A 24,079-nucleotide genomic window follows, 5' to 3' on the forward strand; every position below is an offset into this window, starting at 1 on the left:
CATTATGGTTCTCTCCAAGCTTCTGATTTATATTCTCGAATTGGACTCAATAAATAGTCAATAATTCGGCGTTTACCAATTTTAATCTCAGCAACAACAGACATACCAGGGGTTAAAGTAACTAAACTATTATCTATCATGATATGATTTTGAGCTAATTCAATCTGAGCTGGAAATACTAACTCAGCACTTGACTCATTAAGTTTAACTGAATCAAGAGAGATACTTTGTACTTGACCGCTAATAGTACCATAACGGCTATATGGAAATGCTTCAATTTTAACTGTTACAGATTGCCCAGGACTAATAAAACCTACATCTTTATTAGCAATATTAACTTCTGCTTGTTGCGGTGCATCATGAGGCGTAATCATCATTAATGTCTGAGCACCTTGCACAATCCCACCAACAGTATGAACAGCTAGTTGTTGTACTATACCATCCATTGGTGCTCGTAAGATTTGTAAGCGATCTCGCTCCTTGGCTTTAGCTAGCTCTTGTTCTGTTATTAACAGAACAGATTGGGCTTTATTTAAATTATCATGCCACTCACGATATTTTTGAGCAATATAGCTAGCTTTATTCTCCCGTATGGTGTTAGCACGAGCCTGTAATACTTCCAATTCCTGCTGCTTAACTGTAATTGATAATTCAGTCTCTAATGCTTCTTTTTCTTTCGCTAATAACTCAGTTTTAGATACAAATTTAGACTTTAACAACTCACGACTTGGAGCAAGGCGTTGTTGAATATTATGTAGCAATTTTTGTAGCCCAACTATACTAGCGTGATTAGCAACTTGTTCAGATTGATTAGCTGCTACTTCAGCATCAAATTTCGCTAAGATTGCTTGATGTTCCTGCCAAATACTAATAAGATGAGCTCTAGACCTTATCGCAGCTGACTCCTCAATATTATCCGGCATTGTTAGTAGATTTAATGGCTCATCACTAATTAATGCCTGATAGCGGGCTAATTCTAGTTGCTGAAAAGATCTTTGTTCTTGAAGACGACGAATTTCTTGCGTAATGCCTACTATGTTAAGCACCAACAACTTATCACCACTCTTAACATGTTGTCCATTCTTGACCAGAATCTCTGCTACCTCACTTAATTCATAGACCTGAATAGTTTGAGAACGACTAGGTAAAATTAATCTACCTGTAGCAGTAGCATGAATATCTAACTGACCAAAATAAGCCCAAATAAACGCTAATAATACTAATATACTTATTGCAATTGCTGTAATTCTAGCAGTAGCAGAAGGAGGACATTCCATTAACTCAAGATAAGACGGTAAAAACTCATATTGTACATCATGAGTCTGAAAATAAGACCTAGCTCGGTACCAACAAAATTTAATTTTGCTAGTGATATTTTTAAGCTTATTATTTAGTTTAGCTTGCTGACAGTAATTTTTTAACCATAATAATTGTTTTATTATATTCATCAAACTGCCCGTCGTAAATCTTGTTGTAGCTGCCACAAGTAAGCATATTTACCACCTAATATTAACAGCTCCTGATGTGTCCCCTGCTCGATAATTCTTCCTTGTTGTAATACTATGATGCGATCACATTGTTGTACGGTAGATAAGCGATGAGCAATAGTAATTACTGTACGACCATAAGCTATTTTAGCCATATTAGCTTGGATTACAGATTGTGATTCATCATCCAAACTACTTGTTGCTTCATCAAAAATTAGTATTTTAGGTTCAATCAATAAGGCTCTAGCAATGGCAATGCGTTGACGCTGTCCTCCTGATAACGAACTACCACCTTCAGCAATAACTGTATCATAACCAAGTGGCAAACGTAAAATAAACTCATGAGCTCCAGCAAGTTTAGCAGCTCTAATTACTGCCTCTAAAGGAGTTTGTGGCTGTGATATTGCTATATTATCACGAACAGTACTATTAAAGAGGTAATTTTCCTGCAGTACTACTGCCATTTGTTTTCGTAAATGGTATGCATCTAAATTATTTAATAACTCTTTATCCAATAATATTTGCCCTTGTTCTGGCAAAAAGAGTCGTAATAATAAATGAGCTAGTGTACTTTTACCAGAGCCTGACTCACCTACTATACCGATTTGCTCACCAGCTGGAATATATAATGAAATGTCTTGTAGTACTAACGGAGCTGTTGGTTGATAACGGAAACTAATTTGCCTTAGGGTAATTTCACCTTGTAAATTAGTTTTCTTACCTGCAAATTCTTGTTCTACTGGTAAATTCAAACTGTCACCAAGTATATCTATTGCTACTCGTGCTTGGATAAATTTACGCCATAACTCAACTAATTTAGCTAAAGGCTGAGCAAAATGCTGCGATAGCATATTAAATGCAATTAATTGACCAAGAGTAATCTCCAGATTAATCACTGCTCTAGCTCCACACCATAAAATTAGAGTACTTGTTACCTTACCAACTCCCTGAACTAAATGTTCAGATAAAGAAGAGAATATTTGTGTTTGATAACTAGTGCTTACTAAGTTTCGCGTCTGCTCTTCCCAGCGTCCCGTTAAACGTGACTCTATTGCTAAACTTTTAACTGTTTCGGCTCCAGCTATAGTTTCAGTGAGAAAGGCAGTATTAACTGCACTGTAGCGAAACTGAGTCTCTAATTTTGCTTGCAATGGCTTAGTAAACCACCAAGCTACTATGACATAAAAAGGTATAGAAATAAGTACTATTACAGTTAATGTCGGGGATATTAACCACATTACTGCTAAAAATACACCCATAAAGCTAATATCAACAAATAGAGTAAATAGTGAGCTACTTAAAAATTCCCTGATACTATCTAATTCACGAACGCGAGCTACTAATGAACCAACTGAGCGATTTTTGAAATAAATTAAAGGGAGTCCAAGCAGATGCTTTACTAATTTAATACCAAGTAAAATATCAATACGTTTTGCTGTATGATTATATTGATATTCTCGTAATCCTTTTAATAAAACCTCAAAAATACTAGTAACTGCTAAACCAAACACTAATACATCTAGTGTAGCTGTAACTTGATACGCTAAAACCTTATCCATCACTATTTGAAAGAATAAAGGTAATACCAATCCCAGTAACTGTAATACTAGTGAAAAGAGCAGTATTTCAGCTAAGATATAGCGATATTGCCAAAAAACTGGTACAAACCATGATATGTTGAATTTAAGTGATGGAGTAGATAAGATAATTACTGCACCACTCCATTGGTGGCATAGTTGCTCCTTAGACCACAACTCAGTATTAGACTTAAATGGATGTTGCACTAAAGCATTATCTTGATCCATCTTAGCAAGTACTATATACTCTCCATCATTAGCAAGAAATGCTAATGGTAAATTTTTAATAGTTAGTTTATTATAAACTAGTCTCTTCTGTCGTAGCTTTACATTGTAAGTCTTACTCAGCTTTGTCAAACTAGTGCTGATAGCCTGAGAAGAACCCAAATCACTACTCTGACTAGAGTGCTGAATTACATCCTCGGTAACCTTAATCCCCACTAACTGCAATAGTAACCTACTACATGCCATGGCTGTTTTTACATTTTCTGTCATACCCCCATAAATCATAAGTTATATTGACAGCATTTTGTTATAACTATTACCTACCTAATAAGATCAGTACTTCTTATTTATTGACACTATCTGTAATAATAACTGACTACAAGCTATAACACTCTGTATATTACTTACTACCTTTTCATAAAGCTCCACATCAATCATTAGCAAATTAAGTCAAATGTAACTACCTTCTACTAAACCTTAAGTAAATCTAATTACCACTGAATCTAAAATATGACCAACAGAAAATGCTTGCATGTTATTCATTAATTAAATAACTATATTAATTTTTTCTTTTAATGCCTTACCTTTCTCTATTAATATTTTTTATCATAATTTATTTTAAAATCTCATTTAAGTATAGTTAGAAACTATTTGAGGATATTGTTCAATTACATGATTTAAATTTGTTGTACTACAATATCCTATATTATTATCTACATGTAACGCTGACATGCAGTGTACTAGATGTGCATGGGCTGAATATCTTGAATTACATTGTTGACTGTCAGTTTGTTGAAATTCTTGTAGTTGGCGGCCAGTATCACAAACACATTCAATAGATTCTTCTAGTTCTGTTTGTAGGACTTTAAGGTTCTCTTTAAGTTCTGTAATTATTTCAGTGTTAACAGTAGATTGTTGACTTAATTTGTCTATTTCCTCTATACGATCCTCGAAAATATTTTTAGCCCATCGTATATCCTTCTCATTTACCTCAGATGATAAAGTTTTTAGTAAATTCTCAATGTTTTTAATACTAACTTGCCACTCATTTCGTTGTTGAGAAGTAATTTCAATAATATCTGAATTTAGATACGTATTCTCTTCTTTAGCAACATGAAGCTCCTCTAAACCTAATAATACCTTAGCCCTAGTTACTAGTTTCTCTATTAACTTATCAATACCAAAAGTACGAGCTAACATTAATTGGGCATTTATCTGGTCCAAACTAGGAGGTATAATATTTGGAGTATAAACTAGATTCGTATGATTTCCTTTACAATATACTGATGGACGTCCATAAAACTCAACAGGACGACAATTTTTATAACTATCACCTCCTATAGAATAATCTTTATCTTGAACAAAATTAGAGCTTTGATGAATGTTACTAAAGACCTTAGTTTGCCCACTGAGTGATGTACAACTCATAGTATCCTTAACATATTTTTTACTCTCAATATTCCAACTATAAGGCACACAATATACATCTTGATTTTTAGTACTAGATGGTGGAGTTGCATGTTCATGGCTATTAGAATGTTGTGATCTTGTGTTATTCCCCATGTTACTTGGATAAGGTTTAAAACTGCTACCTAACTTTGTTGTATCATTAGTGTTGGATAAAGATTGTGCTCCTTTTTCAGAAGAGTTAGAACTTAAATAGTTCACTGCATCTATCGCTGTTGACCACATACTTTTAACTAAATTAACCGGCCAAAATTCTAATCTAGATGCACTAGAAGACATAGATTGAGCAATAGTTTCATTACCTTCACTTATTGCACGAGAATGACGGTAATTACTACCTTCACCATGATGATGAGATTCAGCAGTACCAGGCGTAATATTAACAATTTGACTATCCATTTGATCAAAAATAGAACTATAAATATCACTCTCGTACTGACCTAACTGATCCAAAAATTCTGTTGCATTATTTATTTTCTCGAGTTCATCTTTTAATGCTATTCTTTTGTCTACAAATTTAACGTACAGCGTCTGCATCTTATCAGGTTTCTCATAAAAATTACTTAATAAGATAGTGTACCAGTTTTCTTTTTCTATATTAGAATCAAAAACATTAGTTACAACCAAATCATTCTCAAAATTATGTGAATTATCTTCAATATAAAAAAAACTATATTGACCTATTTTCTTTGGTATTACTAATTCCGTGTTTCTATCTATGTCTCTTTCTGTAATAACAATAATTTGTGTATCATTGCCAAAAACTATAGGTTCTGGTATTAAAGATAATTTATCTTCACTATAATTTATCTTCATAGGTGCACTATTCAAAATTACTTGTAATTTTTCATACCACTTGCTTTCAAATGCATCCTTTAATCTAATTGCTGTCACATACTTCATATCTTGAAGATCATTGCCTGGTATAAATAGTTCTATTAGTACATCTCTTCCATCTTTACGCACACCCTCTAGTAATAACTCATCTCCCAGATCTCTTTCTATTTGCTGTGACAGTTGGCGTAAATCTATGATATCTGTTTGATTTGATCCATTAAAACTATATATAGTTGTTTCAGGAATTCTTAGTTCATCAGTACTATTAAGTTTTCCATAACCTGAAGTAATAACATATATATCTTCACCTTTACCACCAACTAAGTGACTTTTGTGAAAAGCATCATTAGAAATTACTTCATGGTTTCCGTGTCCTATAGACACAGTCTCATTACTTACAGAAGATCTTACAACCATAAACATCTCTAACCTATGTGCTATAGCCGGATATTCTTGAATAATCTCCTCTATGGATTTATTGCTGCTTTGTGTTGCATATAAATTTGTACCATTTATCCTTACCTCAGTACTATCATTTAAGTAATAAAAGATGCGGTTGTTAAAAACACTATCAGTATTAACTGATATACTAAAGTCCATTTCTATCAAATCAAATTTTATTGTTGTATTAGGGTTATTAACTCTTAATTCAATATATTGAACATCAAAGATCCCATAACCAAAATAAAATGTATGATTAGTGTTATACAAATTACTATCTGATAAGTCGACTAAAGCACTAGCATCCAATCTCTTGTTGAGGATCTTATAGTCAAAAGTGCCACTCGATGCCTTATTCAATACATTAGTATATCCATTTATCACTATAGTTACTCTATCTTTGTCTTGCCCTGCTTGCAATGTAATGTTATCTGGTTGATCAAGCCATCCTCCATTACTATCTATTATGACGTCTCCTCCATACCAGTCTATTATCTCTGGTTTAGTCCGACCAATAATATGTTCTATTTCTCGTATTGTTAAAACTATTGTAAAATTATTAAATCCGGGTGTTATATATCCATAATGATAATTATCTATACCAACACTCGTACTAATGTGAGGAGTTATGCTAGAAAAAGATTCTTCCGATAACTGAATAGCATCAAAACCTTTACGTCCATTAAGAGTACTAGTTATATAATCACATTCCACGACAAATAGGTCATCTTTATAACCTCCTGTATAGTGTTTGTATCCATCTTCCACTAAAAAAACATTAGGACTATCTGGGAATCCTATTACTCTATCATGACCTTTTCCTAAATCAATAAGGGTATAATTTCCTGTTCTGTTCTCTGAATAAGCTACCCCAATAGCATTTTTGCATTTATAAGCACCAGCACTTGGTACTTGTTCATAATCTCCTTCAGGATAACAGAATATTTCCCCTCCACTTGGATTATCAGGTTTTGATCTACTCCACTTTATATCAGTTCTTTTTTCATCAAATAAAACTGTATTATCTAAGTATTCCTGAATCTTGGTCGTACATTTTTCATGTGTAACTTTTACTTCTTTTGAAACACAAATAGGTAAATAAGCTGCACGAGTGCATACACTACGTCTCTCTGTTTCTGTTACTTCATGACAAGAATCAGTAACTGACTTTCCAGTGGGGAAAACGTACCTTTGAATATCAGGATGTTGTTTTAAAAATTCAATTTTTTGTCTAACAAGCCGGTTATTTACCTCTTTTTCTTCTATTAATTCTTCTAAATATCCTTCAGGATTCATACCTAAAAAGGCACGCCATCCTTCTTTAATTTTTTCCCATCCAGTTAAATGGATTACTTGATCAATCTTATCCACTTTTTTCACAGCAAGATAAATATCAGTTCCAACAAATACTATAGCTCCTATTGCAGCTCCAGCAGGACCAGTAACTGATGAAAGTCCTTCTAATGTTCCAAAGACTTCAGCAAGTTCTATTCCTACTTCAGCTACATCAATGGTTAAGTAAATACTATCTCCTATTACTCCAACTAATGCATCTTTACTACCGGCTTTTAGTTCTTTAACTTGATTCACTAAATCATATACAACAAAGGCTGAAGCTCCTCGAGCAAGAAATGGTGCAGCTGCTCCTAGAGATTTTCCAAGTATTAATTTTCCTCCTGAAACTAACTTTAACCCTTGCATAGATACAATTTCAGAAACTTTAGTTAAACCTTGACCACCAGCAATAAAACCTATGTTAATCGCTACTCCCTTATAGTCTCCCTGAAAGAAATCAGCTAGAGCGTGTTTACCCATCATTCCATACATAGTCATTCCTGAGATTCTTCCCACTTTATCTAAATGATTGATAACCTTATGATTATTAATTAGTTTATTAACTAAATTTTGGAATTTACCTACAACTTTCTCTTCACCATGACTTGATGAATGAATTATTTCATCAGCAAACTGAACCAATTGAGTGCGTTTATCATTATCTTCTGTATTTTTTATGTGATTCAAGAATTTTTCACTGTTAATCTTAATCTTACCTCTATTTCTCCTATCTTCCTGCTCTGCTACATTAAACTCATCTATATCATCCCATGAATACAGACAACCATTAACACTTCTTTTACCCCTGCTTCCATGTAAGCATTGCGATGAAGATACTTGTGAGTCTGATGTAGAATCTGTACTTCTACTCTGAGAACTATCTATTTGTGCTTGATTATCATGTAGAACTTGTGAAAATCCTTTTCTCTTATCTATAAAATATTGTTCACTATTCCTACTAAGTCTTTCAGGAGCTAGTTGTGCTCTAAGCCAAACTAAATCCCTATTCTCCCGTAACATAGTGTTAATGTCTCTAGCATTCTCAAGTGCCCAAAGACCACAATTGTAACCATCTATTTGTTGACGAATACGAATATCATGGATATTATTATCAGATACTTGGATTTGTTGCAAAATTTGACGAATATTATCTGGTATCTGGCTACCTAATGAGTCCACATAATATCCATGATATTGTCCATTTTGCTGAGCAATAACTAAAGTAGTCCAATGGTCACCACCTTGGTTAATAATAAATGTTCGTGTTGCTGTTGTTCCTTGTTGCTGTGCTATTCTGTTATTAGCAACATTGTCTATAAATTGACGTATCTGTTCACGTAATTCTCCAGTGTTTATGTCATGATCACGATCTGTAACTACAACAAGTCCTCTGCCACTAGTGTCATAGTTATTATTCATAGCATGTACATCAAACATATTGCTATATGTATTATCTAAATTAGCAATTCTTCTAATGTCTTGATCTGATAACCAATATCTGTAATCAGGATTCTGTTGTAACGTCACACTTTCAAGAGTTTGTTTACTTCGCTGTACGCTTCTGCCTAGTTGATGAACCTGACCAATGAAACTACGTTCAATATCATAAGCAACAAATTGTTCCCTTGTCATTACTAAAACATTAGGAGTTTCGGCACGACTAACAAAGCCAACAGGTAACGTTATAAAAAAATTGGCTCCTTCAGTTATCGCTCTTATATTACGACTTATCCCATATCTTCTTAGTTGCACTTTTTCAGCTTTTTCAAGTGTTCTCTCCATACTATCTACAGTGGCTCTACCGTCACCATATTTTAATTCTAAACCAATTAACACATCACTATCAACAGGATTCTTGCTCATCACATTGATGAATAAATCAATTCTCTCACCACCCCCTACTTGAAATTCAGGTCTTACGTTAATTTTAAAGTCCCCTTGATCAAATTCAATATCACTGTAACTGTTAAGCAATCCAGATAAAACTGCTGCAAAATACGCTTCACTTGTAATTAAAGACTTAACAGAGAATAGATTTTTTCCTATATTAGCAAACATATCACCATAAGACCCTAAATCTACTTTATTGTTCTGATCTCTTTGAGGTTGATAACTCATGCCTGCATCAAGTGCTTTCTTTAGATTGCCAGCTTGATTAAAATCCGGCATATTGTGTATTTCCCAATGATTAGCAACATTTGCCTGGAAATAATCATTTACAGAATTAGTAAAATCTTGAATTATTACACCATTATCCTCTGTTAGAAAATTCAAAGAACCATCATTGCCAGATCTAGCATCAACATATAATTCTATTACTTCCTTACAATTAGCTTGGTTTATTATTCCATTAAGAGGAACTCTTAGTGTTGGATCATTAATATCAACGTTACTACGTCCTCCTTCATGAAAATGTACAACTAATACTCTACTATCTCCTGTATTACTTCCTGCTATTGTTCTTTCAACAAATACGGATGTAGTAATATCATGGCTACGACGTGTTCCCCTAGTTATTTGCTGTAATTTCTTATAGGTCAGTACATGCTTATCTATTCTAGTTTCATCATTCTCAATCGTGTTTAGAATTGAATGTCCAATAAACAATCTACTTAAATATTGTGGTTCGCTTGAACCTTGCACACCTGGTGATAATTTATAAATTTTCTTTAATTGATTTGTGATAGTCGTTCTTATGACATCAGCATCACCATTATTGATGCTCTCAAAGATAGTCCTAATAATAGGAGCTGGGGGTTGTAACTCAGCCATGCTTATTTCAATAGGATTAGCATAATCCATATTAAAACCAACACGTACTACTCGATCAGCAAGTGTAACAAAAGGTCTATTATTCTGCCGTAAACCTTGCGTATAGCTTTCAGCCTCTCTTAACGCCTGCTGAGGATTTGTCCTACCACCTTGTTCCTGCCCAGTTTTTATTTCCATAAGAATTGGCATAGCCTTCTTAACACGCTGACTTCCACGTACTAATAAAGCTATATCAATATATCCTTCTATTCCTAATAATAATTCTAAATATAACTCTAAATTATAGCGATATTTAAAGTTTATTAAAGCACCAGCTGTAAACCCATGATCAGCTGCTTCTAATGCTCCTTGAATATTCGGTAATCTTGTGTGATATTTTCTATTAATATCATATATATACTCAAACAGTTTCTTAGCATCTCTTTCCATTGCTTGTACAATCTTTATATCTTTAACAGGATTATTTACAGTCTCTTTACTAAGATTCTTTATAACATCTTCTAAAAGATTTGATTTATACTCACCTGTTTTATGCTTTTGATGTTTCTCTATTCTTCTAAATTTAACTCTCATTCTTTCAGGAAGTGCTTGATCTGTCAGTTGTTCTGCTCTTACATTCACTCTATCTCTGTTATTTCTTTTACTGATTATTATTACAGCACCAGATTTAAATTCTATCTCATCAGCTCTTGTGTGAGCTCTGGATCTTAGATGATACGTATCATCTCCTTCACTAAATAGTAATCTACTTTCTTCTAACCACCTCCTATCATCTCTACTAAATATTGCTCCCATAATTTGTCTGCTATATCTCTTCTCAGAAATAACAAAAACATATTCTTCTAATTTTTTAGTAGTAGGTTCTTCAGTAATAGCCACAACTTTTAAAAATGGCACTTCATCAGCATCACTTATAGTACAAAGCTTAAAATGAAGCTCCGCTAATCCTAACCTATCAAAAAGTTCTGTATTTTTTAAAGTAGTAAACATCCCAGCAAAAAAATTCACATAAAATCCTTTCTTTGCTGGTGCTGCACCTACACCACTTGGTCTTGGTATTTGATCTAAAAATGATTGAAACCTTTGTTTGAAATTATTATTTTCGTCTATTTGAAAGAGGTGATCCACTAATTCAGGCACAACATCATTAGTAATTTGTTGATAAAGATTTCTTTCTAAACCAAAATTATAATGATTACGTTCATTACCTTGACTCGCACTTCTTGCTGCATTTACATGATATAATCTTATTGGAATGTCACCATTCCCACGAGTATGTGTTGTTCCACCGGCATCTACCTCAATGGTTGCACCAAACATACGACCCATTGCTTCTATTTCAGGCTCACCACCCCAAGAGTTTTGATCCCTCATATAATTCAGGTACTCATTAAAGCTACGTTCACTTTCACCTTCAACAAAAGCTCTGAAATCATTTTCATGGGACGATATATAATTAACTATTCTAGTACGTAATACTCTTGTCACTAACCTATTAAAAATTCTATCACTACGAACATTATTTGAAAATGGATCATATTCTTTAATTAACTCCCTTATATGTTTTATGTTCCCAGATTCTTCTTCTCCAAATAATCTTTTAAACCTCTCTGAAAAAGCAGTAGAATTATCTTCAACTGGCAGTAAATAAGCTAAAGTAGTAGCCCAGAACAAACAACTACCATCCCCTGGTACATCAACAGGCACAAATGTGCTTGGTGGTTGATTGTTATCACCATTGGCACGGCGATACCTTATAAGATTTTGTGGATTTTCTTGTGTCGGAGACTCAGCAAACTCTAAGTCATTATTGAGATTATTTTTTGTGGTGGGATTTAATGATAACTTCCTATTATCATTGACAATGTTTCCTTCCTTTAGATGCCACTTTTTGTTCCAGCTACTACTCTCCATGGTCTTCATAACTACCTCCACACCTTTATGCAACAAAAATAATTTTGCTTGTTAATGAGAGTGTCACATAAATTTTATAAAAGTACAACTTAATTTTTTAAGAAAAAAATATTTACTAAAGTTAAGAAAACAAAATCACAACCTACTTAAAAAAGAGATAACAGTGCTAAGCTTATTATTAAAACTATTTACTATTAACTATTAACTGTTAGTAAATTCAGCACTATATCCTTCTCCCATCACTAATACTTCAGTATCCAATGAACCACTATCATCTTGTGAAGCATCATGGTGATCGCTATCACTAGAGTTATAAAATAGGGACTCTTTATATGATTTCTGCGTATTAGCAATCATATTACTTAATTTATTTGACATTGCCTGATCTATTTTATATAAAATTTTCCCTCCCTTAGCATCACCAAGTATATCACATAATAGCTTTTCTAGTGATTGCCTATCATACTGCTTGTAAAAATTAAATGCTTGCAAAGAAACTGAAACATCATCACTTGCACAACTATCACCTTCTCCTTTATAAGAAGCTAGTTTCTTATCAAACACACCCTCTAATTTTTGCAGTACATCTTGGTCTAATTTTTCTAAAAACTTTTTAGTAGGTTTTTTAACAGTAGTTTTAATAGAACTTAAAAGTTTTTGTAATAACTTTCCTTCATTTTGAGTGTATAAACTGTAACAAACATTATTTCCTTCTTGGCACGTTAGAGTAAATAATTTAGTATGAAAACTATCCATTGAATTAAGGATTTTATGAACAGGTTCTAATACCCCAATTTTTATAAGATCACCTAATATACTAGATGTTGTCTCTACAGTGTCATAAAAATGTTGTTGATGACTTTCATAACCTGGTAAATCCCACAGCCAAGTTAAAAACTGTACTGCTTGATCAAATACAGCCCTAGGACCAGAAACTATATTCTTACATGTAAACCAAGTTAATTCCTCATACTCTTTCTTAGGAAAATCACTCGGCTTTAAATGCTTCATTACTTTTTCTATATGTTTATAAAAATAATTTTGTTCTAAACTAGCCATAACATGAGAATAATTATCATGATATATAGTATTCTTTACCAAATCGTCTTTCATAAGTTTCCTAAAGATATCTGGTTGTCCACAAGAATCTAGTTGCTCAACACAAAAAGCTGCAATGTAAGAATGACTAGGGGCATAACTACTGCTTTTAGTATTTATTGCTGTCTCTATTAGAATCTCTAGATTCTTATTAGGTAGTTTATTCCAAAAAAATTCTACCGCTTCCTTACTGCCTCGTGCTACTGCACAATCAATCCCATATCTATACAAAACTTGCTTATCTTCTATATCACCTGCTAGTTTCTTAAACTTACTAACCATCTCTGGATTAGGGTTTTCAACATTAATAATATTTGCATAATAGCACCAAAAAGCTAATAATTTATTAGAACCAAGGACAATTTGTACAAATCTTTCTATAGTTCCTATTTCTTTTCTGCTATCAAATATACTATTAATGTCATCTTCTAAGCAAAACTGACAAGCAATGTGGTAACGCTCAATACTATCCAATTCTCTACCATCTAACATTTTAGATGTCATTAATTTTTTTGCCACAGCAGTTCTATTAAGCTCAGAACCATGCCAACATTCACTGTCAGATAGTATGTTGTAGATAGTTTCAATCCTATAATCACTTGGATGTGTGATTTGTTTATTAAGAAAACGTGCATGATATTCAAACCATTTTTTAATTTCAAAACGTTTTACATCACAATGTGGATCATCCTCTGCTACAGAACTAGCTAAAAACCTTTCGACTATAGTCCACTTCTGATATTCGCTATTACTAGGAATAAGTGCATTTGCTTCAGCTAATTTACTTCTAAATTCTTGAAACTTTGCTTCAACTTCCTTATTATACTTACTTTTAGTCTTTGCAAATTCCCATGCTTCACGCGATATCTGTTTGGCTTCTTTGTATAACTTATTTGCTGTTTGTTCTTTTTTCAAATCCTCTATACTTATTCTCTTCATTCGCATTCTCCTAGTTTTATTTAATAAATATAAAATTCTTAAGTTTAATTATCTTTTAATTTGTAAATACCTACATTAAAAACGATATCAACTTGTTGTAAATAATTATTTTTTTACTCATTTACTGAAAGTAAATCATATAATTTTCCTTATTACAATGTTACTAATTAAATTACTGTTAATTTTTTGTAACTGAGGAAATTATGCAACAATTAACTAATTTCATTATTAGCTAAAGAGTTTTTTTATTATGTAATGATTACTATTTAGATTATGTTGCAAAAATTGCACCGCTTCAACTAGATATGCATTACTTTTTTTGGTATTGGTAGTAAAATTCAGAATTTTAAAAATATGCCTTAGGTTATTTTTTTCTTAAATTATTGGGGAGGTCTATACAGAGCAAATGGAGAAATCATACTTACATAAAATGTCTAACAGACCTATAAAAATTTGTAACATTTATTATTAGCTTGAGTGATTCACTATTTAATTATGTTTTTACTGTAACAACTAGGTTGTTACAAAATCTAATCCTTTTACTACTGGTCCATCTTCAGATGCTTCTATTTCTTCCTTAAAAAGTGGTTTATCGTACAACGCAAGATGAATGCCTTGGGCTAAATACATTAGCTTATATAACTTTTTTGCTGTCACTAAATCACCTGCTTCTCTATCCACTAAAATTGAGAAATACTTAGCTACATCAATAGCATTTAGTATCTCCTCTTCCTGTGCTTGCTCTTCCATCTCGTTACTCCCTGTCATACTCCCTATCCTCCTTTAATCAGTATATTCTATAAACTTAAAACCTAAGCTAGTTGCAAATCTGTAAATTATATGACCATACCTACTATTGAGCCAATCAGCCATAAACTTAGTGGGCATAGAGAGGGTTAATGTTTTCATCTCTTTATCCTCTTTAACTCTTGCTTTAGAAAACCAGGCCTTATCTATCTCATAACCTAACTCCTTTATTAATCCTTGTCTTATAAAATACCAGGAGGTAGTTTCATTTATACTACTTAATGACTTATACCCTTCTGCACCTACACTTAACTCTTTTTTGGGCTTAAAGTAGTTATTATGAACCCGATCTGCTTTAGATTTATTACAGATACTCGCGTTACTTAGTATAATCTGAATATCAATATCGTCTCCATAAACTGATTTGATAGCATTTTTAAGTATTTCTTCTTCTCTTATTATAAGGACTAGCTTGTTACGAAATTCAATGCTAAAAACACCGTTTAAATAGCTAAAACCACTATTTAGTAAAATTTCATAAGCTTTTCTATTTTCAAATAAACCAGCTATTTTACGTTTTAGTTGCATTTCATAACTTGTGTCATAATTATTTTCTACTTCAGTTAGGAATTTTTCTATAGTTTTAAGATCAGGCTCATTGTTGCTTTTCGTTGCATTATTATTCAAATTATAGCTAAGTCTGAATGTTTCGTGGTTAACAAGTGGTCCTTGATGTAATTCATATTTAAAAGCTTTGGTCATGTATTTTTTCATATGAGTTCTCGTTGGGAATTTATTCTCTGGGAATTTTGAGATAAGCTTCAGCATTAATTGGTTAGCAAAATTGGTAGAGAATTCCCTACCAGAATCCCAATTAATAGAACATACTTCTCCTTTGGTTAGAGGATAGTAACATTTCAGGATTCTATTTGGATCGTAACGTTTTACCCTATTTGCCTTTGCATTACTTTCTGTAGCGGTTTTTTTTATTGTGGTATTTGTTTCTGTACCAACCGGTTCTGTTGCTGTACGTATTGCTGTGTCTCTTGTTTTGTCTGTATCATTGTAGAAAACTCTGTTTCTTTTATTCCTTTCTTTTGCTGGGTCATCATTGGTGGTTCTAGAACCAGGCTCAGAGTAAATGTTGGATGAAGAAGGTGAAGCATCTATAATATCCTTAATAGAATTTTTATAAAATTTAGATGAAAATGAGCTTTGCTCATTTTCTAAATGCCAAATATTTGATGTTTGCTCTAGCGTAGGTGGATTATTAAGATTAGATTATTAAGATTATTTGTACCAATTTGCTCATTTATATTATCTATATTCTTAATACTAATTCTTTTTTCTTTATTCTTTTTTATTATGGCGTACAAATTTGCACTACTAGGATTACAAATTTGCACTCCCGTCTCAGAACCTATATAAGTATAAGGTTTTTCAGTAGATTTTTTAGAATCTGCAGCTTCAATTTGGCAATTAGGTATTACAAGTGGATTAATAGAGATAGTAAATATAGATTTATCATATCTATTGCTATCAATATCATCTGAATTTATATATTTGTGTTCTGCTGTTATAAAAAAATCAGGAGCTTGGTTTTTGATATATTGCAATATGTTAAATAGAGTACGCTTACTGATATTATTTTTTTGCATTAATTCGCAAGATGTAGCAGCAAAAGATAAATTACCATTAATCCTATAATTCTTATAAGCAGTAATTACGCAGTTAAAGAAGAAGAGTTTATATTTATTTGACATTGGATTATTAAATAAAGATTTAGCAAATTCTATGGTAATAGGTACATAAAGTTTAGTGCGCAGGATATGCTCAAGATTAGATTCATTAGCAAGTCTGCTACTGTCTCCGTTATGCTTATCAGGTTCATATTTGATGTACTCATATAGATCATCAGGCAGCATTGGGATTATTTCGTTGATTTTATCTGTACCTTTTTTGGTCTTACCTCTAGTAACTTGCAAAAGTCCTATTTGTTCAAGTTTTTTTATTATTCTTAAAGCAATACTACGCATATTGTTTTTATTCTTGGCTTTGTATCCAAGAAGTCCTGCTATTTTCTCTGAAGAATAGACGATTGATTCTTTACCTTTGCTTAAAGCCGACTGATACAAAGCTAACACTTGAGAGAAAAATACTATGTCCCGAGGTGAGAGCTCTTTGGAGTATTTCCTTAAGATCACTTCAAATAAACAAGGAATTATAGAGATATATTGTTTATGATCGAGAGTAGTTAACTTTTTGCTATTTTGCTCTAAACTGCTAAAAGCTTCAGGATGATTTGGTAAAATGGGTAATTGAGTACTTAATAAGTTCATTATTTGAACTCCTTGTTAAAATTGTTAAAGAAATCATCCAATCCTTCTTCCTCATCCCAAGCTTTTCTGATCTCAATATTAGCTAAAAGGAGTCCAATATCTTTTTTCATATCCATTTGTGTTTTAGCAATCATTCTTAAGTAAGTCTCAAAGCGTCTGTTATCATTAGCATTGCTAGTCATGGAGGACATCATCATACCTGATAATGCACGGATACTGCTTTCTATATTCTGTAACTTGGTGTTGATTTCAGGAAAGTTCATATTAATACCCTCCTGCTCTTTGAAACGGAAAAGAATGCCACAAGCAAACGAAAGGATAAATGAAAGGCAACAATGGTAAGTAAGAACGTAATTTAGATGTAAAAGATGCTAAATTGTCTGAATTTTGCTGAAATAGGTGATTTATTGAGATTTTTGTATGCCTAAAAGATAACAGGGGCTTGATTTTATGAGGGACATGTGTTAGTGTCATTGTACTATAACCTCGTCGTTTAGGTTTGGTAAGAAAAATAAACCGGTAAATACTCAAACTATTTTGCGATACTTTTTAGTATTTACTGGTTTTAATTTAAATAATATGAATCTATGTTCATATTCAAATCTAAAGAATATAATTCTTAGTGTCAAGTAAAATATTATCGATTTCGATCAAACTGATCATGTTATCTTTTCAATATCATTTCATTTCAATATCAACAAATTCTTTTGACAACTTTATATGAATATGTATACTTATACTCATATAAGTATATGATTAAATAAAATATGCATATCATCGCAATCTTAAATCAAAAAGGTGGTTGTGGGAAAACTACTATCTCTATAAATATTGCACATGCTTTTCAGCAGCAGGGATATAAAGTATTATTAGTAGATAGTGATCCTCAAGGCTCTGCACGTGATTGGAATGAGGTTAATGATGGACATATATTACCTGTAGTAGGACTGGATCGTGAATCTTTACCAAAAGATATTGACGCAGTAAAAAATGGTTATGATATAATTATTATTGACGGTGCACCGTCAATAGCTAAATTATCTGTTGCAGCTGTAAAAATATCAGATCTTGTATTAATTCCCGTACAACCATCTCCTTGGGATATTTGGGCAACACAGGATCTAGTTGATATAATAAAAGCAAGACAAGAAGTAACTAATGGTATACCTAAAGCTGCTTTTATCATTAGCAGATCAATTAAGAATACAAAATTAAGTAAAGAAGTAATAAATGCATTACAACAATATAATTTACCTATTTTAAATTCTTATACTACACAAAAAGTAATATATCCTAGTACAGCAAGTGATGGATTAACTGTATTCTCAAATCATCCGAACAGTGCGTCAGCAGAAATTAATAACATTATCAATGAGTTAATAGAGTTATTAAATGGTATTAAAAATTAAGATTGGTAATAGGTTAAATACTAATAAAGAAAAAGCAATCAAAGATGTAACTTCTGACAAGATTGTAAGACTCAATGTCAACTTACCTAATACACTACTAAAACAATTTAAACTGAAGACAGTTCAAAATAATATTACTATGTCTGAGTTAATACTCATATGGATAAATGAGTATATAAGTAAATAGACATATACTCATTTATTTTGTTCTACCAATGAGTTGATCCATAGAAATATTAAAATAATCAGATATTGCAATAATTATAGCTGTATTTAAAGTCCTAGTAGGACTAGTATCATTTATAAATTTAACAATAGTCTCATGATCAAATCCAATATTCTCAGAAAATTTATAAGGATTTATATTATCATTACTGAGTTTTTTTTGGATAAAATCTTTGAGGTAAATATTCCAACTATCTAATACCACGTCAATTGTCCTATATTCATTTTGTGATATATAATTTTTTCTACCAATGATTTCATCAATAGAACAATTAAAATAATTAGCTATTTTTATAATCGTTACAATACTAGGGTTAGTACGATTGTGAAAAATCTGACAAATAGTATGATATGAAATTCCGACTAATCCGGCAAATTCTTTTCTATTAATTTTGAATTGATGCAACTTTTCTGTAAGAAAAATTTTTATATTATTTGCTACGTCCATATTTTATTCGGATGCCTTCATTACAAGTTTTTTAATAAAAAATATTATCGAAATCGATAATATTTTACTTGACACTAAGAATTATATTCTTTAGATTTGAATATGAACATAGATTCATATTATTTAAATTAAAACCAGTAAATACTAAAAAGTATCGCAAAATAGTTTGAGTATTTACCGGTTTATTTTTCTTACCAAACCTAAACGATGAGGTTATAGTACAATGACATTAACACATATTTATAATATCCGCAACAAAGTAGTATCGTCTGTACAAAGCAATACTGCTAAGAATTGCACTAATTTTTCTAGTCACAAATCGTTCAAATCAAGGATCAAACAAATGGTTACTGTATCATTGATAAAAATATCAATGATTACAGGAGAGGTATTTGCAGGAGACAAGAGACCGAAAAGCAAAGCCTCATCAGGTAGGAAGAAAGAAGCTGCATTTGAAACAATTAGCTTAAGTAATGCTCTACCTGATGGAGTGCCACAGTTTCCATTACCTGATCTAATACCATCAAATCCGCCAGTACCATCAGCCCCATTCTTAATGCCACCTGTTGCTCCAGCAATACCGGATTTACTTGGGAGTGCTAGCAGTAGCGCTCTAAAACAAAAGACAGGATTTATACAAATAATAAGGTAAAGAGAGATTGAACAATGTTATACAAAATAATACTAGCCTTACTAATGAGTTTAGAGTTGGTAGTTGTATTGATATCCCTAAAATATTTACACCGGAGCAATGTGATTAGTAAAGAATTTGCAGAAATATTTAGCAGTAGCAGAGAAGAGGTAAAGAAATTATTTCAGGAGATTAGGGAATTATCGGAGATAAGTAGTAAGAAAGAGAATTATATCTTGCATATGAAGTTTCATGCAGAGGAGACACAAATGTATGTAAGATTAATATATAAAGAGCTACAAAAGGAGGATAATAAGTGTTTATTAAAGAAATTATTAGATGTGCAACAATTCAAAACAGAACTATCAAAATAAGTGAGATAAGTTAACAAGTAATAAAATTATAAGAATGAGAAGTTTGATTTAAGTAGGAGGCAAGGCATGAAGAGTCAAAAAAGCAATATTAACCCAAGAATAGTTGATGGGATTAGTAAGGGAATTCAAAGCTTATTGCAAGAACACGCACAATGTCGGGAGCAAAATATGGGACTTGTTATATGCAGCAAGTTAATAAATTTAATGCCGGATAATGGTTATGTTTATTACTATCGAGGATATTTATTAGATGATCTTGGGAAATATAAGGAGGCATTAGAATCATTTAATAAAGCAATTGCAATAGATGCAACGAATGCAGATTTTTATAGTGGACGAGGTGATATTTTATCTACCATGAGAAGGCTTGAGGAAGCTGTGATGTCGTATGATATATCGATAGCACTTAATGCGAGTAATGCTAAGGTTTTGCACTATCGTGGTTTAGCTTTGTATGATCTTGGAAGATATAAGGAAGCATTAAAAGATTTTGTACAAGCAATTAAGTTAGAACCTAGTGAGGAAGTATATTATGTTAATCGAGATTTAGCTATTCAAACGATAATGCAAATTGCCTGTTAGAAGTTCTGTATTATGGTTTTTTAGGAATTTTAGAGGTAACTTGGTCAATATCTGCAACATTAGATTTGGGGTATGATTTGAGTAGATCAGAAACTTGTTCAGGTGATTTTATATTTTGCAGGGTATTTTGTGTGGAATCAGCTATAATTTTGTACTATAGCAAGTATCAAATTAGGGTTTTCTGGATATTCTACCAATCATTTCATCAACTGAGATTGCAAAATAGTCAGCAAGAGCTACGATAGGAGCAATACCTAAGTTTGTTTGTATATTTTTGCGATTTTGGTTAACAAAATTATCAATAACGGCAGCACTAAATCCAATGTTAAGACCTAATTTATAGGCAGGTAAATTATGTTGTTGCATTTTATTATAAATAAAGTTTCTTAAATTTGTATTGTAATCATCAATAGTTAAATTTTGGAATTGGATTATTTCATTAGCTTTTTTAAGCACATATTTTTTTCTTCCCACTATTTCATCAATAGAGCAATTAAGGTAATTAGCAATTTTTAATAAAGAATTAAGAGCAGGATTAGTTTGTGTAGCATTTATAAGATTAATAAGTGAGGTATAGGGTAATCCACATTCTTGAGCAAAAGCTTTGCGTGTTAATTTAAGTTGAAAAAGTTTTTTATACAAAAATTGTTGTATTTTTTTAGGTAAGGTCATGATAGTTTAATTTAATTAGCAATAATTATTAATATAATAGATATTACTATTGACATTAGTAAGTATGTATATCTAACATATTAATACTTATTAAATTAATAAAATACAATTAAAAGAGGATAATCTATGTGTGTAAAGCTAAAAAAAGAAAATAATAGAGCATTATTGTTAAGTAGCGAAGAAAGAACAACGAAAATAGCAAAATATATAATATTTGTAGGTTTTATAGCATTAGTCTCTTTTGATGCAAATGCGGCATGGGATTTAAGTAAGCAGCTTGGAGATAGTATAGTAACTCCTGTAGCTAAAGCATTTAAAGACTGGGTATCTGTTATTATCGGGATGGCAGCAGGAGGAGGTTTAGCACTCGGCACACAAGGAGATTTAAGAGAGAGATCAAAAGTAGCAGGCATTGGTTTCTTAGGTGGTTACGGTGTAATCGAAGTCATCAAAGCCATGAGCGGCATATAGAGATGATATGACAATATGAAGGAGCATAAGCTATGACAAAAGTAAGATTTAATGAATGTTTAAACAAAGAGATGAGATTTTTCAACATCTCGATTGGCGTAATTCTTGGTAGTTGTGTGACAGGTGTTACTGTTTGGGTATTAAAGAATTTACTTTTTGGTGTGGCAGCGAGCGTTGTGGGTGCGGTATTGGGAAGTTTTTTGATGAAGGAGTATATGGGGGGTAATATTCAAAAGAATTTATATTGGAAATGGCTAGGAGCAAGTTTTTTGCTTGGGGGGCATATACCTTCATCATACCAGCGAAGAATATTTTAAAAAAGCTTAAGAGCTAAGAGTAAATAAAAAAATATTAACAGTAAAAGTAATAAGCAAACAAATAATATCATGCAGGAAAAAATATTAAGTGATCAAGTGAAGATATTAACTAAGCAAAGAGGTTTATTTTTAATTTTAACTCTAATGTTTGGGTTTATTTGTTGCGGTTTAACATTAAAGTTAATAACTACTCGGGATAAGACAATATTAGTACCGGGACTTGCTCAAGAAGTATGGTTAAGCCAGGGCAAAGTATCAGAGAGTTATATAGAGGAGATAAGTTTAATGTATCTATCAATGCTGCTTGATTTAAATAAAGATGTCATAGGTTACAAGGAAGCATTAATCAGCAAATATATCAGTCATAGTAGTGCCAAATATATGAAAGCGATTAGACAGTATTTTTCGCATGCGAAGGAGCAATATAAGAAGTTTGGTTTATCTACATATTTTTCAGTTAAGTCTTTAGAAGTTAATACATCAGATAATAGCGTGATTGCCAAAGGAATACTAACTACGAAGTTTGGAGATCACGGAATTGACGTTAAAGAGGTATCATATTTTATGAGTTTTGACTTAGCAGGTAGTAACTTGAGATTAAAGGAGTTTCGTCATATTGAAAGTGAGGCAGATATTAAGAAAAAAGAAGAAGAATTGAAGGTTGAAGAGGAGAAGATGCAGAAGATAGAGGAGAAATTAAATAAGAGGAAAGCTAATTATGAGAATAATTAAGGTAGTAGTATTTAGTATATATGCATTCATTATTTTGATAAGCCAAGGCTCATTTGCAGAGCAGATATATTGTTATAAGCAAGGACAAAAAATTAAAGCGGTCGTTAGCAAAGATCATTTAAATAGAATATGGTTTTCAGGCAAAGCTATTATTGAAGTAATAGGCGATAGTACAAAATACAAGATACTGCAAGACTCATCTTCTATGAATTTGTTTGTAACTCCACTGGCAGCTATTGGTGAAGATATAGAGATGGCGGTCATAGAAGCTGGCGGTCACACAATTGATTTAAGTTTAAGAGTAGCAGGGAGTCCAGGGCAGCTGATTTTCATAGAAGAGAAGAAAGATTATTATGCTTCTTTAGTACAAGATGATCAGGAAATAGCAAGACTAATGAGATATATGCATTCAGGAAGGTCTGATAAATATATTGTAAATGTAAATAAAAGAAAGATTAATACATTAGAGGGTCAAGGTCTTAGTATAAAGCAAGAGTTATCTTATAGATATGGTCCTTATATAGGAGCCAAATTAACTATAGCTAACATCTCATCAGGAATATTTAAAAAGGGTAAAAATATAGAGCTTACTGATTGTATTTTAAAGCAGATATTTGAAGGCGAGAATATAATTATCAGGAAGGATTGTAGCATATTACGTCCTGGACGTAATTGCAATGTGTGGATCGCCTTGAAGGAGGTGGAGCATGATTAATTTAAAAGAAATATTTAAAAATATCAGAAAAAATAGAACGGGTGCAGTAGCACCTAAGGGTGAGGCAACCCCCAGCACAAGTGTTAGTACGTTTCGGAAAGTACAGGAGAGAAGATGGTTATATGTCTGTCTGTTTATTTTAGGAATGCTTGGTATCGTTATTAAGTTACAAGGTGGCAGCAGCAAGATCAAGCATGAGGAAGCAGTGACTGATGAAGGGCGTAATATAGCATTATCAATTTGATAATACGGATGGGAACAAAATATGGCAGAATCATTTTGAAGACAAGCTAAGAAGCAATCAGCAGGAGTTACAAGAGAAGGT

The 24,079-nt window shown here is 32.2% G+C and carries 19 protein-coding genes; 9 read left to right on the forward strand and 10 right to left on the reverse strand.

Going from position 1 to position 24,079, the window contains the following annotated elements:
* Nucleotides 1-2 precede the first annotated feature (2 nt).
* The 8 genes from ACIAS7_RS07310 to ACIAS7_RS07345 form a co-directional block, all read right to left on the reverse strand.
* The gene (locus tag ACIAS7_RS07310; RefSeq protein ID WP_473199513.1) at nt 3-1,484 is read right to left on the reverse strand and encodes an HlyD family type I secretion periplasmic adaptor subunit; all 1,482 of its coding nucleotides are present in this window, start codon (nt 1,482-1,484) and stop codon (nt 3-5) included.
* The gene (locus ACIAS7_RS07315; protein ID WP_473199514.1) at nt 1,448-3,559 is read right to left on the reverse strand and encodes a peptidase domain-containing ABC transporter; all 2,112 of its coding nucleotides are present in this window, start codon (nt 3,557-3,559) and stop codon (nt 1,448-1,450) included. Before ACIAS7_RS07315 ends, ACIAS7_RS07310 begins: the two co-directional genes overlap by 37 nt.
* Before the next feature lie 360 nt (nt 3,560-3,919).
* Nucleotides 3,920-12,055, reverse strand: a complete 8,136-nt coding sequence (locus ACIAS7_RS07320; protein ID WP_473199515.1) for a hypothetical protein — start codon at nt 12,053-12,055, stop codon at nt 3,920-3,922.
* A gap of 201 nt (nt 12,056-12,256) precedes the next feature.
* The gene (locus ACIAS7_RS07325; RefSeq protein ID WP_473199516.1) at nt 12,257-14,092 is read right to left on the reverse strand and encodes a hypothetical protein; all 1,836 of its coding nucleotides are present in this window, start codon (nt 14,090-14,092) and stop codon (nt 12,257-12,259) included.
* 513 nt (nt 14,093-14,605) lie between these two features.
* Nucleotides 14,606-14,860 (reverse strand): Panacea domain-containing protein, encoded by a 255-nt coding sequence (locus tag ACIAS7_RS07330; protein WP_473199517.1) that lies wholly within the window; start codon nt 14,858-14,860, stop codon nt 14,606-14,608.
* 15 nt (nt 14,861-14,875) lie between these two features.
* Nucleotides 14,876-15,613, reverse strand: a complete 738-nt coding sequence (locus tag ACIAS7_RS07335) for a DnaA N-terminal domain-containing protein (RefSeq protein WP_473199518.1) — start codon at nt 15,611-15,613, stop codon at nt 14,876-14,878.
* A gap of 479 nt (nt 15,614-16,092) precedes the next feature.
* Nucleotides 16,093-17,178 carry a hypothetical protein gene (locus ACIAS7_RS07340; protein ID WP_473199519.1) on the reverse strand — a complete coding sequence of 362 codons (1,086 nt, stop codon included), beginning with the start codon at nt 17,176-17,178 and terminating at the stop codon, nt 16,093-16,095.
* Entirely contained in the window at nt 17,178-17,441 is a 264-nt protein-coding gene (locus ACIAS7_RS07345) for a hypothetical protein (RefSeq protein ID WP_473199520.1), read from the reverse strand. The genes ACIAS7_RS07340 and ACIAS7_RS07345 overlap by 1 nt, the downstream gene beginning before the upstream one ends.
* Nucleotides 17,442-17,945: 504 nt before the next feature.
* On the opposite strand from ACIAS7_RS07345, the gene parA reads away from it, so the two are divergent.
* Nucleotides 17,946-18,587, forward strand: a complete 642-nt coding sequence (gene parA / locus ACIAS7_RS07350; protein WP_473199521.1) for a ParA family partition ATPase — start codon at nt 17,946-17,948, stop codon at nt 18,585-18,587.
* Between the two features lie 199 nt (nt 18,588-18,786).
* On the opposite strand, the gene ACIAS7_RS07355 is transcribed toward parA, so the two are convergent.
* Nucleotides 18,787-19,260 (reverse strand): helix-turn-helix transcriptional regulator, encoded by a 474-nt coding sequence (locus tag ACIAS7_RS07355; RefSeq protein ID WP_082068334.1) that lies wholly within the window; start codon nt 19,258-19,260, stop codon nt 18,787-18,789.
* 223 nt (nt 19,261-19,483) lie between these two features.
* Here ACIAS7_RS07355 and ACIAS7_RS07360 point away from each other — a divergent pair, with 223 nt between their 5' ends.
* From ACIAS7_RS07360 to ACIAS7_RS07370, 3 genes are all read left to right on the forward strand, one after another.
* Nucleotides 19,484-19,912, forward strand: a complete 429-nt coding sequence (locus ACIAS7_RS07360) for a hypothetical protein (protein WP_156147507.1) — start codon at nt 19,484-19,486, stop codon at nt 19,910-19,912.
* 14 nt (nt 19,913-19,926) lie between these two features.
* A complete protein-coding gene (locus ACIAS7_RS07365; protein ID WP_045804423.1) occupies nt 19,927-20,265 on the forward strand; it encodes a hypothetical protein in 339 nt (112 codons plus the stop codon).
* A 66-nt stretch (nt 20,266-20,331) separates the two neighbouring features.
* Entirely contained in the window at nt 20,332-20,847 is a 516-nt protein-coding gene (locus ACIAS7_RS07370; RefSeq protein ID WP_052691128.1) for a tetratricopeptide repeat protein, read from the forward strand.
* 171 nt (nt 20,848-21,018) lie between these two features.
* On the opposite strand, the gene ACIAS7_RS07375 is transcribed toward ACIAS7_RS07370, so the two are convergent.
* Complete coding sequence (locus ACIAS7_RS07375; protein ID WP_172686788.1) at nt 21,019-21,519, reverse strand: helix-turn-helix domain-containing protein; 501 nt, start codon at nt 21,517-21,519, stop codon at nt 21,019-21,021.
* A 126-nt stretch (nt 21,520-21,645) separates the two neighbouring features.
* Between ACIAS7_RS07375 and ACIAS7_RS07380 the strand changes: the two genes are divergently transcribed.
* The 5 genes from ACIAS7_RS07380 (at nt 21,646) to ACIAS7_RS07400 (ending at nt 23,998) form a co-directional block, all read left to right on the forward strand.
* Nucleotides 21,646-21,990 carry a hypothetical protein gene (locus ACIAS7_RS07380; RefSeq protein ID WP_254170328.1) on the forward strand — a complete coding sequence of 115 codons (345 nt, stop codon included), beginning with the start codon at nt 21,646-21,648 and terminating at the stop codon, nt 21,988-21,990.
* A gap of 32 nt (nt 21,991-22,022) precedes the next feature.
* Nucleotides 22,023-22,307, forward strand: coding sequence for a hypothetical protein (locus tag ACIAS7_RS07385; protein WP_172686789.1), 285 nt, complete (start codon nt 22,023-22,025; stop codon nt 22,305-22,307).
* 69 nt (nt 22,308-22,376) lie between these two features.
* The gene (locus tag ACIAS7_RS07390; protein WP_172686790.1) at nt 22,377-23,039 is read left to right on the forward strand and encodes a TraE/TraK family type IV conjugative transfer system protein; all 663 of its coding nucleotides are present in this window, start codon (nt 22,377-22,379) and stop codon (nt 23,037-23,039) included.
* Nucleotides 23,026-23,754: a TraK domain-containing protein gene (locus tag ACIAS7_RS07395; RefSeq protein ID WP_172686791.1), complete on the forward strand. Its 729-nt coding sequence runs from the start codon at nt 23,026-23,028 to the stop codon at nt 23,752-23,754. The genes ACIAS7_RS07390 and ACIAS7_RS07395 overlap by 14 nt, the downstream gene beginning before the upstream one ends.
* Entirely contained in the window at nt 23,747-23,998 is a 252-nt protein-coding gene (locus tag ACIAS7_RS07400; protein WP_473199460.1) for a hypothetical protein, read from the forward strand. Before ACIAS7_RS07395 ends, ACIAS7_RS07400 begins: the two co-directional genes overlap by 8 nt.
* The last annotated feature ends 81 nt before the right edge of the window (nt 23,999-24,079 follow it).

It is taken from the genome of Rickettsia sp. 109562A South Dakota, assembly GCF_055791265.1.

Coding starts and splice junctions, on each gene's coding strand:
- ACIAS7_RS07315 (WP_473199514.1), bottom strand. CDS start 3,559: ATGACAGAAAATGTAAAAACAGCCATGGCATGTAGTAGGTTACTATTG.
- ACIAS7_RS07320 (WP_473199515.1), bottom strand. CDS start 12,055: ATGGAGAGTAGTAGCTGGAACAAAAAGTGGCATCTAAAGGAAGGAAAC.
- ACIAS7_RS07325 (WP_473199516.1), bottom strand. CDS start 14,092: ATGAAGAGAATAAGTATAGAGGATTTGAAAAAAGAACAAACAGCAAAT.
- ACIAS7_RS07330 (WP_473199517.1), bottom strand. CDS start 14,860: ATGACAGGGAGTAACGAGATGGAAGAGCAAGCACAGGAAGAGGAGATA.
- ACIAS7_RS07335 (WP_473199518.1), bottom strand. CDS start 15,613: ATGAAAAAATACATGACCAAAGCTTTTAAATATGAATTACATCAAGGA.
- ACIAS7_RS07340 (WP_473199519.1), bottom strand. CDS start 17,178: ATGAACTTATTAAGTACTCAATTACCCATTTTACCAAATCATCCTGAA.
- ACIAS7_RS07345 (WP_473199520.1), bottom strand. CDS start 17,441: ATGAACTTTCCTGAAATCAACACCAAGTTACAGAATATAGAAAGCAGT.
- parA (WP_473199521.1), top strand. CDS start 17,946: ATGCATATCATCGCAATCTTAAATCAAAAAGGTGGTTGTGGGAAAACT.
- ACIAS7_RS07355 (WP_082068334.1), bottom strand. CDS start 19,260: ATGGACGTAGCAAATAATATAAAAATTTTTCTTACAGAAAAGTTGCAT.
- ACIAS7_RS07360 (WP_156147507.1), top strand. CDS start 19,484: ATGACATTAACACATATTTATAATATCCGCAACAAAGTAGTATCGTCT.
- ACIAS7_RS07365 (WP_045804423.1), top strand. CDS start 19,927: ATGTTATACAAAATAATACTAGCCTTACTAATGAGTTTAGAGTTGGTA.
- ACIAS7_RS07370 (WP_052691128.1), top strand. CDS start 20,332: ATGAAGAGTCAAAAAAGCAATATTAACCCAAGAATAGTTGATGGGATT.
- ACIAS7_RS07375 (WP_172686788.1), bottom strand. CDS start 21,519: ATGACCTTACCTAAAAAAATACAACAATTTTTGTATAAAAAACTTTTT.
- ACIAS7_RS07380 (WP_254170328.1), top strand. CDS start 21,646: ATGTGTGTAAAGCTAAAAAAAGAAAATAATAGAGCATTATTGTTAAGT.
- ACIAS7_RS07385 (WP_172686789.1), top strand. CDS start 22,023: ATGACAAAAGTAAGATTTAATGAATGTTTAAACAAAGAGATGAGATTT.
- ACIAS7_RS07390 (WP_172686790.1), top strand. CDS start 22,377: ATGCAGGAAAAAATATTAAGTGATCAAGTGAAGATATTAACTAAGCAA.
- ACIAS7_RS07395 (WP_172686791.1), top strand. CDS start 23,026: ATGAGAATAATTAAGGTAGTAGTATTTAGTATATATGCATTCATTATT.
- ACIAS7_RS07400 (WP_473199460.1), top strand. CDS start 23,747: ATGATTAATTTAAAAGAAATATTTAAAAATATCAGAAAAAATAGAACG.